The 15943-nt window shown below is 44.9% G+C and carries 14 protein-coding genes; 11 read left to right on the forward strand and 3 right to left on the reverse strand.

Annotated features, from left to right (window positions below; all coding sequences use genetic code 11):
- The first annotated feature begins 25 nt into the window (after positions 1-25).
- The 5 genes from DOE51_RS03830 to polA all read left to right on the forward strand — a co-directional run bounded on the left by DOE51_RS03830 (position 26) and on the right by polA (position 5741).
- Positions 26-1030 carry a hypothetical protein gene (locus tag DOE51_RS03830; RefSeq protein ID WP_246845345.1) on the forward strand — a complete coding sequence of 335 codons (1005 nt, stop codon included), beginning with the start codon at positions 26-28 and terminating at the stop codon, positions 1028-1030.
- Positions 1023-2291: a phosphopyruvate hydratase gene (gene eno, locus DOE51_RS03835; RefSeq protein ID WP_142695259.1), complete on the forward strand. Its 1269-nt coding sequence runs from the start codon at positions 1023-1025 to the stop codon at positions 2289-2291. The genes DOE51_RS03830 and eno overlap by 8 nt, the downstream gene beginning before the upstream one ends.
- Before the next feature lie 56 nt (positions 2292-2347).
- Positions 2348-2653: a septum formation initiator family protein gene (locus tag DOE51_RS03840; protein WP_142695260.1), complete on the forward strand. Its 306-nt coding sequence runs from the start codon at positions 2348-2350 to the stop codon at positions 2651-2653.
- A 110-nt stretch (positions 2654-2763) separates the two neighbouring features.
- Complete coding sequence (locus tag DOE51_RS03845; protein ID WP_142695261.1) at positions 2764-3069, forward strand: helix-turn-helix domain-containing protein; 306 nt, start codon at positions 2764-2766, stop codon at positions 3067-3069.
- A 59-nt stretch (positions 3070-3128) separates the two neighbouring features.
- Positions 3129-5741: a DNA polymerase I gene (gene polA / locus DOE51_RS03850; RefSeq protein ID WP_142695262.1), complete on the forward strand. Its 2613-nt coding sequence runs from the start codon at positions 3129-3131 to the stop codon at positions 5739-5741.
- 113 nt (positions 5742-5854) lie between these two features.
- On the opposite strand, the gene DOE51_RS03855 is transcribed toward polA, so the two are convergent.
- Positions 5855-6643 carry a methyltransferase domain-containing protein gene (locus DOE51_RS03855; RefSeq protein ID WP_142695263.1) on the reverse strand — a complete coding sequence of 263 codons (789 nt, stop codon included), beginning with the start codon at positions 6641-6643 and terminating at the stop codon, positions 5855-5857.
- A 56-nt stretch (positions 6644-6699) separates the two neighbouring features.
- Positions 6700-7332 (reverse strand): hypothetical protein, encoded by a 633-nt coding sequence (locus DOE51_RS03860; RefSeq protein ID WP_142695264.1) that lies wholly within the window; start codon positions 7330-7332, stop codon positions 6700-6702.
- Between the two features lie 102 nt (positions 7333-7434).
- Here DOE51_RS03860 and DOE51_RS03865 point away from each other — a divergent pair, with 102 nt between their 5' ends.
- Positions 7435-8409: a flagellar basal body-associated FliL family protein gene (locus tag DOE51_RS03865; RefSeq protein ID WP_142695265.1), complete on the forward strand. Its 975-nt coding sequence runs from the start codon at positions 7435-7437 to the stop codon at positions 8407-8409.
- On the opposite strand, the gene DOE51_RS03870 is transcribed toward DOE51_RS03865, so the two are convergent.
- Positions 8399-9628: a sigma 54-interacting transcriptional regulator gene (locus DOE51_RS03870; RefSeq protein ID WP_142695266.1), complete on the reverse strand. Its 1230-nt coding sequence runs from the start codon at positions 9626-9628 to the stop codon at positions 8399-8401. The two genes, DOE51_RS03865 and DOE51_RS03870, sit on opposite strands and share 11 nt — an antisense overlap.
- 175 nt (positions 9629-9803) lie before the next feature.
- On the opposite strand from DOE51_RS03870, the gene yihA reads away from it, so the two are divergent.
- From yihA to DOE51_RS03895, 5 genes are all read left to right on the forward strand, one after another.
- Positions 9804-10379 carry a ribosome biogenesis GTP-binding protein YihA/YsxC gene (gene yihA, locus DOE51_RS03875; RefSeq protein WP_142695267.1) on the forward strand — a complete coding sequence of 192 codons (576 nt, stop codon included), beginning with the start codon at positions 9804-9806 and terminating at the stop codon, positions 10377-10379.
- Entirely contained in the window at positions 10376-11116 is a 741-nt protein-coding gene (gene kdsB, locus DOE51_RS03880) for a 3-deoxy-manno-octulosonate cytidylyltransferase (protein WP_142695268.1), read from the forward strand. Before yihA ends, kdsB begins: the two co-directional genes overlap by 4 nt.
- A 91-nt stretch (positions 11117-11207) precedes the next feature.
- Positions 11208-12815 (forward strand): CTP synthase, encoded by a 1608-nt coding sequence (locus DOE51_RS03885; protein WP_142698169.1) that lies wholly within the window; start codon positions 11208-11210, stop codon positions 12813-12815.
- Positions 12816-12823: 8 nt separating this feature from the next.
- The gene (locus DOE51_RS03890; protein ID WP_142695269.1) at positions 12824-13804 is read left to right on the forward strand and encodes an SIS domain-containing protein; all 981 of its coding nucleotides are present in this window, start codon (positions 12824-12826) and stop codon (positions 13802-13804) included.
- 180 nt (positions 13805-13984) lie between these two features.
- Positions 13985-15928: a TonB-dependent receptor domain-containing protein gene (locus DOE51_RS03895; RefSeq protein WP_142695270.1), complete on the forward strand. Its 1944-nt coding sequence runs from the start codon at positions 13985-13987 to the stop codon at positions 15926-15928.
- The last annotated feature ends 15 nt before the right edge of the window (positions 15929-15943 follow it).

Raw genomic sequence — 15943 nt, forward strand, 5'->3', positions numbered from 1 at the left:
TAGTTGTAAGATATCTAACGCAGTTTTGACGGTTCTTGAAGAGCAGGGTGAAGACCTGACGCCGATCTATGAACAGACACATCTGTCTGTCGAACTTTTGCGTGATTCTTCATACTGGATTTCTGCTCCCGACATGGAGCAGTTCTTAGAACTTGTTGTTCGTCTTCCGTTGAAATCGAATGAAGGTGATGTGCTTGTCAAAGCAGGTCACAATGGTCCCGAGCTTCGTGCGTGGGGTGTGCTTGATAGCGTGCTTCGCATGATGCCACGTCCACAGGAAATTTTTAATCAACCGGAACAATTCCTGTCGTACTTCATTTCGCCAAAACCACCGATTGAAAATTTGCGCCGAGACGAAACAAGCATCGGCTTCGATCTTCCACTGCCGGCCGAGCAATATCCTCTGGTCACGACGTACTTAAAAGCGGCGTTCGAATCTTTGCCGGTGTATGTGGGACAACCGCCTGCTCATTGCGAGTGGACGGGCATTAGTTTGAAATTGAATTGGTCGACAGAGCAGAAGTCTATCTTCAGCGAAAACGAAAATGTCGGCCACCAAGTCAGTCCCGATTTGTTCAAGAGTTTGATCGACGATTTGCAAAGAACTCAGCGCGAGCGTGAAGATTTGCAAAAGTATGTTGGCGATCTTGAAGAAAAAATTCGCGACTACGAAAAACAAAAACTGCAATCTTCAAAAGATCTTGCGAGCAACGCCAAAATTTCTGCCGAGTCGCCATCGCTTCTTCCACAAGAAGGCACGTTGTCGCACTTGCATTTCGATAGCGAATCTCCAGGTTATGTTTTGAATCAGAACTTAGCGCGCATGCACGACTACATGGTTCGTGCTCAGCAATTGATTACGATGCTTGCCGCTCAAGGAAAAATGACTCCAGCAGTGAAGGAAGCCATGAGACGTGTTGATTGGGAGTTTGTGAAAACTCAATATCCACGCACGGTTTTCGAAAGCATGGAGCTTGTTAAAAAATTTAATAAAGTAAACACCGAGAAGGAAGGAAATCATCATGTCTGAAATCGTCAGTCTTATCTCCCGTGAAATCTTGGACAGCCGTGGAAATCCAACGGTTGAAGTAGAAGTAACTACTGCAGACGGTAACGTAGGTCGCGCCGCTGTACCATCAGGTGCATCAACTGGTGCGCATGAAGCTTGCGAGCTTCGTGATGGCGATAAAAATCGCTACTTGGGTAAAGGTGTTTACAAAGCTGTTGATAACGTTCGCGAAAAAATCGCTCCGGAATTGTTGGGCTTGCAAGCGACAGAGCAAGTTTACATCGACAAAATTTTGCGCGACATCGACGGCACTGAAAACAAATCGAACTTAGGCGCGAATGCGATCCTTGGTGTTTCATTGGCGGTTGCGAAGGCAGCAGCTCTTGATACAAATCTTCCGTTGTACCGTTACGTGGGTGGTTCACAAGCTTGCCGCTTGCCAGTTCCATTGATGAACGTATTGAACGGTGGTGCGCACGCGAACAATGGCTTGGACATCCAAGAGTTCATGATCATTCCAACTGTGAACAACTCTTACGCTGAATCACTTCGTGCCGGTGCCGAAATCTTCCACACGCTTAAGAAAATCTTGGGCAAAAAAGGTTTCTCGACGGCGGTTGGTGATGAAGGTGGTTTCGCTCCTAAATTGGGTTCGAATCAAGAAGCGATGGATTTGGTTATGAGTGCGATTGTTGATGCTGGTTATGATCCAGGTCAAAACGTATTCTTGGGCTTGGACGTTGCTTCGACTGAACTTTACAAAGATGGCAAATACACTTGGGAAGGTTCGCAAATCACTCCGAATGAACTTCTTGGCATCTACAAAAATTGGGCGGAGAAATATCCATTGATCTCTATCGAAGACGGCTTCTCTGAAGACGACTGGGATTCATGGGTGAATGCAACTGCACAAATGGGCCAAACAATGCAATTGGTTGGTGACGATTTGTTCGTAACAAACCCTAAACGTCTTCGCCAAGGTTTGGATAAAAAAGCTGCGAATGCTTTGCTAGTGAAAGTAAACCAAATCGGTACTTTGACAGAAACTTTCGAAGCTGTGAATTTGGCGCAAAGACACAAATACAAAACTGTGATGTCTCATCGCTCTGGCGAAACAGAAGACGTGACGATCGCAGACTTGTCTGTGGCGTTGAACTGCCACCAAATCAAAACGGGCAGCTTGTGCCGCGGTGAAAGAACTGCGAAATACAACCAACTTCTTCGCATCGAAGAAGACTTGGGTGGTATGGGCACATACTGGGACAAATCCGCTTTTAGATAATTTCCGAAAACGATCTGGACTAGCCACCGCGGACTTGCGGTGGCTACACTAGATTCATGTCTTATACTCAATTTGCACTTGGTGTTCGTCGTTTCCTAAATCATCCCACTCGCGTGGCGATGGTGTGCTTCGTTGTCTTCACAACTTCGATCGTATTGAACGGAAACTTATGGCGCCTGTGGGGTCTACACAGAGACTTCGCCCATATCGAAAGTGAAATTGGACAAACTAAAAAAAGCATCTTCGATTTGCAAAGTCAGTTGAAGCAAGCCAAAGATCCAGCTTTTATCGAACGTCAGGCTCGCGATAAATTGGATTTGGCTGGCGAACATGACCTTGTCTTTGTTTTTCCTGAACAATAGGCGTACCTAGACCTCAAATGCGACGCATTAACGCGTGCTTCTCGGTTATACTCTTACTAGTATTCATGCTCTAAACAGGTCTACTTTGTTTAATGAATCTAGAGGTTTATATGACTGAGAACGAAAACTACTCACTTGATTGGAACAAAGAAAGCGTTCGCGCCCTTCGCCTGCGTTTGGGTTGGAGCAAGTCAGACATGGCTCGCAGACTTCAGTGTTCTTTGACAGATCTTGAGTCTTTCGAAAAGGGCCAAAGCGAGATGAAGTCACTCATCAAGTCGCAACTTGAGATGATGTATCGTCAATGCCAAGAATGTTCTGATGAAGTGAAGTACACAGCTGCTTGTGAAAACGTTTTAGAGAAAAGCGCACTTGAACAAGTTGAGTTTTCTCGCGTTAAAGCAGACCTCGAATAATCCCGTATCGACAATAATTCACTCCCGTTGTAGAAATATTCTGCAAAGGGAGTTCTCGAATGAAAAAGCTCTATTTAGTTGATGTCAGTTCTATGTTTTTTCGCGCCTTTTACGCGATCAGACCGCTGACGTCTCCGGCGGGTGTTCCAGTGAACGCCGTCTATGGTTTCCTCAGCATGATTTCCAAACTCATGAAAGATGAGAAGCCAGAATACCTTGTGTTCTGTTACGACCGTAAAGAACCTTCTTTCCGTCACGAAATGTACGACCAATACAAAGCGCACCGTTCAGAAATGCCTGAAGACCTTGGCGTGCAAATTCCTTACATCAAACGTTTAGCTGACGTGATGGGTGTGCCATCGCTGGAAGTGCCAACGTTCGAGGCCGACGACATCATCGGCACGTTAACAAAATATGGCCGCCGTCAAGGCATGGACGTAGTCATCGTGTCAGGCGATAAAGACTTCGCGCAGTTGATCGAACCTGGCGTTGTTCTTTACGACACAATGAAGGACATCAAATACGACTCTGAGGGAGCCTTCAATAAATGGGGCGTGCGCCCAGATCAGTTCATCGATTTCTTGGCGATCCTTGGCGACTCGGTCGATAACGTCCCGGGAGTGAAAGGTGTCGGCGAAAAAGGTGCGATTAAGTTGCTTGAACAGTTTAAACACCTTGAAGACATCTACGAAAACATCGACAAAGTTGAAAGCAAAAGCGTGAAAGAAAAGCTTCTTGCTTCTAAAGACAATGCTTTGATTTCCAAAAAGCTCGTGATTATTTCAACGGATATTCCGATCGATGAGAATCTAGAGACCTATAAACTTCGTCCTTGGAAGACCGAAGAGCTTCGCGCTTTATTGCGTGAGCTGAATTTCAAAAACTTCGAGAAAAATCTTTTAGGTCTTGAAGGCGAAGATAAACTTAAAGCTGACGGTACAAACTGGTATTCGGAAACTGCCAACCCTTCGCCTCAAAAAGTGCAAGTAGCAGCGGCTCCAGCAAATGTCAGCGATCCATTGACGGCCTCTATTGCAGAGATCACTGAATACACCGCTCAAGAATACCCTGAAGTGAAAATGTCGACTCGTGAGCTAACAGAAGTGTTGGCAGAGAATCAGCCTTTATGGGGCTTCCAAGACGAACGCGGGGTTTTCCTTGGTACTGACAAAGAAGTGATTTCGGTTTCCGATTCAGAAAACTTGGGTATCTTAACTGATACTTTCAATGTTCGCTGGAGCGGATTTGATCTGAAAGAATTCTGGCATAAGATCGGCGCAAAAACTCCGGTCGCTGCGTGGGATAGCATGCTTGGTGCTTACATTTTGAAGGCCGGTGATGCGACTGACTTCGCAAAAATGTACAACAAGTTTATGGGTGAAGAGTTGCGTGAAATGCCAACTCCATCACAGCTTTACAATTCGCATTTACATTTTGCCAAGACAATCCAAAAACTTCTTAAAGAAGTTCACGGCGACAAAGTTTACAACACCCTAGAATTGCCACTCGCAAACGTCTTACTTGCGATGGAAAACTGGGGTATTCGCATCGACACGGATCTTTTGAAAAAAGAAAGTGAAGATTTGGCGAAAGAAATCTCGGAACTTGAAACCGCAATTCACAAAGAAGCAGGTGAAAGTTTCAACGTCGGCAGTCCAAAACAATTGGGCGTCGTTCTGTTTGAAAAAATGGGTCTGCCAGCCGGTAAAAAAACGAAAACTGGCTATTCAACAGATGAAGAAGTGATGTTGGGACTAGAACATCCGATTGCGAAATTGATTTTGAGCTGGCGTGAACTTTCAAAATTAAAATCGACATACGTAGATGCAATTCCAGCGTTGATCTCTCCAAAAGATCAGCGTGTGCACACAAGCTTCAATCAAGCACTGACAACGACGGGCCGTCTTTCAAGTACTCATCCGAACTTGCAAAACATCCCCGTCAGAACAGAGCGTGGTCAGCGTGTGCGTAAAGCCTTTATCGCGGCTCCACGAATGAAGTTGATGTCTGTCGACTATTCACAAATTGAGCTAAGAATCTTGGCGCACATTTCTGAAGATCCAAACATGATGAAAGCCTTCGCTGAAGACCTAGATATCCATGCGGCAACCGCTGCGGAAGTTTATGGTATCGACTTGAAGGCTGTGACATCAGAACATCGCCGTGCAGCCAAAGCTGTGAACTTTGGTATCGCTTACGGTCAGGGAGCATTCGGTTTAGCTGAAAACTTAGGTATTTCTCGTTCGGAAGCGAAAGATATTATCGATCGTTACTTCACGCGCTTTAAAAACGTGCGCGACTATATCGAAGGCACGATCAAATTGGCCCACGAACAAGGTTACGTAGAAACATTGTTCGGTCGTCGTCGTTACATCGATGAACTGAAGTCTAAGAACATGGCTTTGAAAAAATTTGGCGAGCGCGCCGCAATCAATGCCCCGATTCAAGGAACGGCAAGTGACATCGTTAAAAAAGCGATGATCGATGTCGCCGCAAAAGTTCCAGTGCGCATGCTGCTTCAAGTGCATGACGAATTGATCTTCGAAGACACAGAAGCAAACTTGCAAAAGTACTCTGCTGAATTAGTGAAGATCATGGAATCGGTGGTTGCTTTGAAGGTTCCGCTCAAGGTCAATTATGCCATCGGCGATAATTGGGACGAAGCCCACTAATCGTCGCCAGATCCTCGCCGATACCTTCGTTGCTCGTCGGCGGCGTACAGGTAGTACGCCTTTCTCCTTGCGCCTCGGTCTCGACGAGGCTTTGGCGCCGGAAGAGTGACTGTTTAACGGCGTGCCCAGAGGAAGAGGCGTTTGAAGGGGTAGAAGAATGGGCGGTCGTCGGGGAGGATTTTGAATAATCGCTCTTTGTAGGCCGTTAGGAATTTTTCGTAGTCGTCTTTACTTAAGCGGCTTCTGAAATGTGTCAGCATTGAACCTTTGACCCACTCAACCACTTCTTCGCGTGAGCCAAGTTTGTGGCCGTAGATTTCTACGTGAGCTTTTTGTTCTGCAAAACCGAGTTTAAATAATAACGTCGCATAGTCTTCGGCCAACATCATCGTGTTGGCTTTTTCGTAGGTTTGACCTTTCAGCAAAGTCTTCCACGGCTCTTCATGACTCATCTGAGCTGCTAATGTGTGAGTTGGATAATCGTGATTCATCGGCATTTGTACAGCCAACTGTCCACCTGGCACCAGTGCTTCGTACAAGCGTTTGAATAAATCAGGATGGTTGTCACACCATTGAAGAGCTGCATTCGAAAAGATCACGCCGTATTTTTTATCAGCGGACCACGTGTTGATATCACCAAACGTAAACGATAAACCGTTGCCAGCAAACTTCTGCGCATCTTGCATCATCGTATCAGATGAATCTAAGCCTGTTGTTGAAGACGCTTGCAAGTGACGGTGTAAAGCTGCAGTCAGCTCGCCCGTGCCGCAGCCAAGATCAATCGCAGTACCGTTTGGGATCGGATGAACCATGTCCATCAAATCGAAGAACGGTTGCGAACGTTCGTTTTTAAATTTTTCGTATTGATTTGGATTCCAAGAGGAAGAAGGGGAAGAAGTCATAAGCAATCTCCTTGCCCCACAATTTACGCTTACAAATGAACGCTGTCAGGGATTAATTATTCAGTTTCCCAACCGACAACGCGGCCACCCTCAAAATACACAAAACGTGTCTCTTTACGGTAACCTTCCGGTGAAGACGAGAAGCGTTGATACTTCCAACGTTCATTTTTGTAGATCGGATTTCCAGAAACTTCGACAGAAGCTGGTTCGCCCCACGAACGTTTCACGTATTCTTGCGGCATACCGATGGCGATGTCCTGCGTCTCGATCAAATCTTTCATTTCAGCTTGTGGAGCTTGCGAACGATCCCAGATCTTGTGGCTGTTCATCCATTGCTGGCGACCTTCTAAAGAAGGAATCGATAAGAACGAGATTTTTTCTTCATCGTTCTTCAACCATGGCAAAACTTTGGAATATTGTTCTTTTTCTTTTTTAGAGCTCAGGCTGCGCTCAAGTTCGCGAACCTTTTGGCGATTGCGAATATCTTCCAGATCGCTTTCCGACAGAGAGCTTGGATCTTTTCCTAATTCATAGGCAGTTTGGCGAACGGCTTTATCGCGACTTGAACTGCGATCACGTGAGTCGGAGTATTGAACCCCATCAGAACCATAACCACTGTTTGCTGATCTTTGGAAACCCGCACAACCTGCCAGCATAGGCACGGTAACTAGAAAAGACATCCATTTCATTGAAAGACTCCTAAAACTAAATTCTAGCCGATGGACTTCTGTTTATAAATTGTTCTTGCTGCTTATTTAGTTCTTTTCTTACAATCGTCTTGGGAGATTCGTTTGGCTGAAAATGAAAGCACGACCAAAGTAGAGGACCACAATAAAGAAAACTCTCCGGAAGAAACTTCGGAAGAGCTTCTTTCGTTGGATAATCTTGATTCTATTTTGGCGGAAGAAGATCCCGAGTTTGCAAAATCCTTGGGAGAGATCGGTCCGATCGATCCGAATTCGCAAATCGACAGCGACGGTACTTATACTGTCGATGATGAAAAGAAACTTTGGGCAAAGGGTTCAGCACTTCGCCAAAAGATCCTTAAAGTTTTCCCATTCCTTCCAAGTCTTTCTTATAAAATTAAAATGCAAAGATCTGCACTTCGTTTGAAGTGGATCGACACCAAAGAAAAACTCCGCGTAGGAATTAAAGCCGCTGGTCCCGCAACTTTGAAAGCGATCAAAGCAGGCTTAGGAAAAATTAAAGACGGTATAGGCGCAGGCCTCGCTGCATTCAAAGAATTTAGCTTAGTAAAAAAATTAGCATTCGTGGGATTAGTTGCAGCGACAGTGGTCGCCTGCATCGTGGGCTACAAAGCTGCAAATCACAAGCTTTTGCCAGAAGATCAAGATCTGTTCTTGCCATCATTGGAAGAATGGGCGCAAGCGAAGTATTTGTACGATACTAAAGAAGAACAGATGGAATCATTTTATGATTCCACAAGAACATCTCAAAACATGATTGAGATGAAAAAGATTGTTGCGAATATTCGCCCTTCGAAGAGCTCCGGGCCAAATCCTATGGCCGCGATGGAGTTTTATGTGGAAGGCACGGTCGCTGAAGTCGTTGTCGAAATCAAAGACCGTGAGCCTGAGATGAAGGATTTATTCCTGAGGACGATCGAAGAGATGAATTACGATCAGATGGCGTCAGGGGAAGGAAAACAACTTCTTTGTGACCGTCTTCGTAAGGACATCAATAAAGTCCTTACGACCGGTAAAGTTCGTCGTATCTTTATTAAGACCGCAATCGTTAAGCCTTAAAAGCCTCGACATCGATATCGTAATATTTCAAACGATCGTGCAAAGTACTCTTTGGCATTCCAAGATCTTGTGCTGTTCGACGTTGATTGCCTTTATTTGCTGCCAAACGTTTCAGGATCATTTGTTTTTCGATCTCTTTAATCACAGGGATGTTATTGACTGGCGTCGCTTCTTGAGTCGAAAGCAAAGTTTTATCCAAAAGTTTTTCAATGTGATGTTCTTCAATTTGAATACGTGGATACAAAGCTGAAGCACGAGTGACAAGATTTTTTAGCTCTCGGATATTACCTGGCCATGGGTGTTTCTTCATGCGTGCAATCGCGTTGAATGAAAAACGCACCTTCATTTTTTTAGCAAAGGCATAAAGAAGGTGATCGAAATCTTCCATACGCAAAGTCAAAGCTGGTGGGGATACCGTCACGACGTTCAAACGGAAATACAAGTCAGAACGGAAGGCGCCTTCGCGAATTTTATCAGAAAGGTTTTGGTGAGTCGCCGCAATGATACGTACGTCTGTCTTCACGTTACGATCTGCACCGACCGGGCGAATTTCGCTGTTTTCTAAAGCGCGCAAAAGTTTTGCCTGCAAGCTGTAAGAAAGATCACCAATTTCATCAAGGAATAAAGTACCGCCGCGAGCTGATTCAAACGCTCCTTTGCGGTCGTTGATAGCGCCCGTGAACGAGCCTTTGATGTGACCGAAAAGTTCACTCTCAATCAATGTTTCACTTAAGGCGCTGCAGTTGACGGACATGAACGGGCCGTTTTTACGAAGACTGTTGTCATGCAAAGCTTGGGCAATGACGTCTTTACCTGTGCCGGATGGGCCCAGGATTAAAACTGGAAAATCTGTTTTAGAAACGTTGCCAAGAGTTTGCAGTTCTTCATTCCAAACTTCGTTACGACTTTCGAGTGGGAAAGTTGATGTGACCTCTTTTTCAAGAGTGAATAGCAACTCTTGGTCGCCGATGCGGATAATGTCGCCCTCTTGCAGAAGGGCTTCGACGATCTTTGCGTCGTTCACAAATGTACCGGAAGCTGAACGCATATCGCGAATCATGAATCCGACTTCTTTTCGCTCTAAACGGCAGTGACGATCGGCAACGTCTTCGCCGGAAATTTGGACCTGGCAGTTGGAGTCTTTACCAACGGTCACGAAGTCCGTGATTGAAAGAGTTTTCGGGTTTTCGCCAAAAGTTTTAAGGTAAGCTTGTTGCATTAGGGTTTCTCCTGCTTAAAAAGTGTTCATTGTCGCAGGGAAGGCATTTACAAGAGGCTTGCCGCGCTCAGATGCAATTAAATGAACCTCTGCGGCATTTCGACTCGCCTAATTATCAGGGACAGGATGGCTTTCTCAGAATTGAGAAATGGAAAAGGCTTTGATAGACTCGGTTATGCCAAAATCGATTCAATTCATTAAAAGTGCTGTCCTGGCAAAAGATTACCCCGTTCATAACATGGCCGAAGTGGCTATCGCAGGTCGCTCTAACGCTGGAAAAAGTTCCTTCATTAACGGTCTTGCGAAAAGCAAAATTGCAAAGGTCTCTTCGACTCCGGGTAAAACACGTCTTTTGAACTTCTTTAATATGGAAGATTCGTATGTTCTGACGGACATGCCGGGTTATGGCTTTGCAGCTCGCAGTGGTAATGAATTGCGTGAGTGGCAACAGATGATCGAAACCTATCTGACAACTCGTGAAAACCTTAAAGGTTTGATTCTTGTGATGGATATTCGTCGTTCATGGACTGAAGACGAAGAGATCATGAAACGTTTTTCAGAGCGTGAAGGTTTTCCGATCGCTGTGGTGTTGGCGAAAGCCGATAAACTTTCTTACAGCCAAGTTCTGCAAGCTGTAGCGAAAATCAAAAAAGTGACAGGCTTAAGTGCGGTGTTTGCTTCTTCGGCGACGAAGAAAGAAGGCGCGCAAGCTGTTGAAGACTATATTTATGAGAATTGGATAAAAGAATGAAGATTGTCGGAGTGATTCCTGCTAGGTACGGTTCAACTCGTTTTCCCGGGAAGCCTCTGGTGTCTTTAAAAGGTCGACCGCTTATTCAGTGGACGATCGAGGGTTCCAAAAAATCCCGCCTTCTGAGCGATGTGATCGTCGCAACTGATGATGAAAGAATCAAAGCCGCAGCAGAAGCTGTCGGTTGCAAAGTTGCGATGACGGACAGTGATCTTCCTTCTGGAAGTGATCGTATTCATGCTGCCATCAAAGATATCGATTGCGACGTCGTTGTTAACATTCAAGGTGATGAGCCTTTAGTGACAGGCGAGCTAGTCGATAGATTAGCGCAGGTTTTTATTGATGATCCGACGATGGATATGGCGACACTTGCCCATCCGATCAGTGAAGAAGAACTGCAATCGGTCAATTCAGTGAAAGTCGTTTTGAATCACAAAGATGAAGCTTTGTACTTCAGTCGCTTTGCGATGCCTTATTCGCGCATGAAAGCTTCCGAGCTTGGTACATATGAGGGTTGTTTAAAACACATCGGCATGTATGCGTATTCGAAAAAGTTTTTAAAGCAGTTCTGTGAAGCTCCTCAAGCTTTGATTGAAAAAGCAGAAAGTCTTGAGCAGCTTCGTGCTTTATATTTAGGTGCAAAAATTAAAGTGGTTCGTGTGAAAGAAGCTAGCCTTGGGGTGGATACTCCTGAGGATCTAGTGAAACTCGAAAAGCTATTAAGCCAAGGAAAATAAAATGGCAAAAAAAGCGACAAGCAAAGCAGCAAGGAAATCAGCAGTAAAGAAGACCACGAAAATTTCGACAGCGAAGTCGACAAAGAAGGCCTTGAAGCAAAAATTTATTTTTGTGACGGGTGGTGTGGTTTCATCGATCGGTAAAGGCCTGACAGCCGCAAGTCTTGGAGCATTGCTCGAAGCCCGCGGTCATCGTGTCACAATCATGAAGTTCGATCCGTATTTGAATGTGGATCCGGGCACGATGTCACCATTTCAGCACGGTGAAGTTTATGTGACGGAAGATGGTGCTGAAACAGATTTGGATTTGGGTCACTATGAGCGCTTCACTTCAGCGACAATGAGCCGTTCAAACTCTGTTTCGACTGGTCAAATTTATGACACAGTTCTTGCGCGTGAAAGACGTGGCGATTACTTAGGTGGAACTGTGCAAGTTATTCCGCACATCACTGAAGAAATCAAAGCGCGTATTTATGAAGCGGCTCAAGGCAGTGAAGTTGTCTTGGTTGAAATCGGTGGAACTGTGGGTGATATCGAATCACAACCGTTCCTTGAAGCTATTCGCCAAATGCGCATTGATGTAGGCATGGAAAACTCGGTTTTGGTGCATGTGACATATGTTCCTTACATCGCAGCAGCCGGTGAATTGAAATCGAAGCCAACTCAGCACTCGGTTAAAGAATTGCGTATGATCGGCTTGCAGCCAGATTTCTTGGTGTGCAGAAGCGAAAAGCATATCGATGACAATTTGAAGGGCAAGATTGCGTTGTTCTGTTCTGTGAAGCCAGAAAATGTTATCGCGGCTCAAGACAGTCGCTTTATTTATGAAGTGCCAATGAAATTGAATCATGAAAACTTTGATCAATTGATTGTTGAGCGTCTTGGTATCACAGGTGGTACGAAGCCGAATTTAAAAGGCTGGCAGAATCTTGTGAAGGTTCTGACTCATCCAGCGCACACTGTGAAAATCGGTGTGGTTGGTAAGTACGTTGAATTGAAAGAAGCCTACAAGTCTTTGCATGAGGCTTTGGTTCATGGTGGTGTTGCGAATAACGCCAACTTGGAAATTATCTATGTCGATTCAGAAAAAGTGACTGATAAGACGGTCAACCAATTGCTTGGTAAAGTTCACGGTATCTTGGTTCCAGGTGGCTTCGGTACGCGTGGTGTAGAAGGTAAAATCACAGCGATTAAATATGCGCGTGAAAAACAAGTTCCATTCTTTGGTATTTGCTTCGGTATGCAATTGGCGGCGATTGAGTTCGCTCGTAACGTGTGCGGAATCAAAGACAGTACAAGTCGCGAATTCCATGCGGAAAATAAACGCAATGGCAATTTCGTGATCGATTCGATGGTTGAACAACGTGGTATCGTGAATAAAGGCGGTACAATGCGTTTGGGTGCGTTCCCATGTGCGCTGGCACAAGGTACAACGGCTTATTCCGTGTATAAGCAAACAAACATCATGGAACGTCATCGTCATCGTTTTGAATTCAATAATAAATATAAAGCATTGTTTGAAAAGAACGGTATGGTGGCGTCAGGTATTTGTCGTGAGCGTGATCTTGTCGAGATCATCGAACTTCCTGATCATCCATGGTTTGTAGGTGTGCAATTCCATCCGGAATTTAAATCAAAACCATTGGCACCACATCCATTGTTCGTGCATTTTGTAAAAGCAAGTTTGAAGAATAAATAGGTGAACGTATGTCGAAAGTAATTCAACAAGGTTTGCGAGTATTAGACGTCGAAGCGCAGGCAATTCTAGCTTTGAAAGGCAGAATTGGTGCTGAATTCGAACAAGCGGTGAAAACAATCACGGCTTGTAAAGGCAAACTGATTTTGACTGGCATGGGTAAGTCCGGTCAGATCGCTCGTAAATTGGCGAGCACGTTTTCTTCAACGGGAACGCCTGCGGTGTTCTTGCATCCGGCAGAAAGTTCACACGGTGATTTGGGTGTCGTTGAAAATGATGACGTCGTTATCGCTATTTCCTATGGCGGTGAAGTGCCAGAGTTCGCAGGAATTTTGCGTTTTGTTGCTCGTAAAGGTATGCCTTTGATTGGCATCACGGGGAATGTGAATTCATCGTTAGCGAAAGCATCGCAAGTTGTTTTGAACGTCCACGTTTCTGAAGAAGCTTGTCCGTTGGGATTAGCACCAACCGCAAGCAGTACAGCAACGTTAGCTTTGGGCGATGCCGTTGCAATGGCTGTGATGTCTGAAAAAGGTTTTACAACTGAAGACTTCGCAGAGTTCCATCCAGGTGGCAGTCTTGGTTACCGTTTGTTGACTCGCGTGCGCGATGTTATGCACGGCGGAGATGCTTTACCGACAGTGGGCTTGGAAGCGCCATTGCGCGAAGTGTTCTCGATCATGACTCATAAAGATGTTCGTGGTGCAGCAGGTGTTGTCGATGAAAAAGGTGATTTGGTTGGTGTGATTACCGACGGTCAAATTCGTCGTCGTCTTGAAAAGAGCACGGATCCATTGACTGGAACTGCAAAAGATTTGATGACTGCAAATCCACGCACGATTGATGTGAATGAATTGGCGGAAAAAGCTTTGTTCATCATGGAGCAATTCCAAATCAACATGTTGTTCGTTCTTGATAAAGACAATGTTCAAACAAAAAAACCAGTGGGTATCTTGCACGTACAAGATTTGTTGCGCGCGAAGCTTCGCTAGGCTGGTCTACACTCCGGCTCCGCCGGAGTAAGCAAGCCGAGCTTTTTTCTCTGCGAAATTATTTTCTAGAATGAAGCTCGGTTATCTTTTACTTTTCAATTGCATCTCAACTCTTAATCATCTTGTTCCGTTTTCCCTCGAAGAATTGCGTTGAGGACGTTTTTTTCATAGAAGCGTCCTATGAAAATTCAGAACATTCTAATTACTAAGCCTTACTCATTACTATTGTTAACTTTAGCATTCAGCGCAGTTAGTATTCGCGCGCAAGCACAAGACAACATCAAGATGGATACTGTTCGTGTGCAAGATGACGAATGGAAAGATACTGAAAAAGTCGATGCGACAGAGATCGAACAAAAACAAGCAACAAACTTAAAAGAAGTTCTTAAAAATACTCCTGATGTCACAGTGGGTGGTTTGAACAATACAGCACAAAAAGTTTATGTGCGTGGTTTGGAAGATCAAAACTTGAACATCACTGTTGATGGTGCACGCCAAAGTCAAAACATGTTCTATCACCAAGGTCGTTTGAACATTGATCCAGAGATGATGAAACGTGTAGATGTCGATGCAGGAACGGGGAATGCGTTGGCGGGTCCTGGTGCTTTAGGCGGCACAATGCGCTTTGAAACGAAAGATGCAGAAGATCTTTTGGCTCCAGGTCGCGTTGCTGGTGCGATGATTAAAGGTGAATACGGCACAAACGCTGACGAGAAAAAAGGTTCTTTAGCTGTTTATGCTCGTCCAACAACAAATACTAGCTTCTTGTTATACGGAACATCTTCAAAATTCAATGACTACACTGACGGGGGTGGCGATAAGGTTCCGCTGACGGGCGGAGAGCCATGGAGTGTGCTTGGTAAATTAACTTGGCGTCCAACTTCAGATCAAAAGGTCAGTTTGTCGCGCACGCAACGTGAAGATAATGGGACAAGATACATTCGTTCAAACTATGGTTCTGCGGGTGGTAATGCCATTGCCGATCAAAAATTCAGAACCATCACAAATACGTTGGCCTATGATATCGCTCCTGAAAATTCTTTGTTGAATTTGAAAGCTGAGGCGTACACATCTAGCAATACGATTGCTTACGATCAAACAGCAGGAACATCGGATGGTCACTGGGATAGTTACGGTGGTGATGTTCGTAATACTTTTAAAATGGGCGATAGCAAGTTAACGGTGGGTACCGACTACAACGTTGATAAATCTAAAGGTACGAATTCGAAAGGCACCGCCGACGAAGAAGGTAACATTTACGGTTTGTATGCGCAGTTTGATCAAGTGCTCACTCCTAATTGGTTGGGATCAGTTGGAGCACGTTGGGATGATTACAATCTGACTCAAGCAGATGACAGCAAGATTCGTAATAATCACCTAAGCCCGAACGTAATGCTGACTTACAATATCAATGGCAACTGGGCGACTGATTTGTCTTGGAGCCAAGCTTTCAAAGGCGCGACTCCGGCGCAGTCTTTCTTGCTAGGCAATGTGACGTCGGTGACTCCAGTCAGCGGTCTTGAAGGTTCTGTTGCAGAGACGACTCAATGGGCTCTTCACTATAAAAACAATCCATTCATGAGTGATTTGACTGTTTATGACACGATCATCAGCAATCCGATCAACGTTGGTATTAATAGAACGACCGGTGTGGTGACTCGTTCAAATATCGATAACGTTCGTTCGCAAGGTGTGAATGTGGGTGTCGGTTACACAGCGGGTTCATTCACTGGTAAAGTCGCTTATGCGCACAATAAAACACGTTTCGGTAGCGAACCTTTAGGTTACACAGCATTTGGTATCGGCAGTGGCTTCGGCGATCGTATTAACTTAAGCCTTGAAAAAGTCTTTAGTGAATACAATGTGACATTGGGTTGGAATTCATTGTTTGCGATGGAACTAACGGATGTGCCGGCTAATTCTCCGTCACAACCTGGCTATGATGTCCATGATATCAGTGCAACGTGGTTGCCAATTGGTGATGCTCGTATTGGCTTCGCCATCCATAATATCTTTGATAAAAAATACGTGGCGCAAGGCTCGGTCTTTGCGATTAATGGGAATGAAATTCCACTGTATGAAGAAGGACGTGACTTCCGTATCTCTGGAAGCTATTTCTTCTAGGCACAAGGATATTAA

Origin of the sequence: Bdellovibrio sp. NC01 (assembly GCF_006874625.1) — a bacterium.
Lineage (GTDB): Bacteria > Bdellovibrionota > Bdellovibrionia > Bdellovibrionales > Bdellovibrionaceae > Bdellovibrio.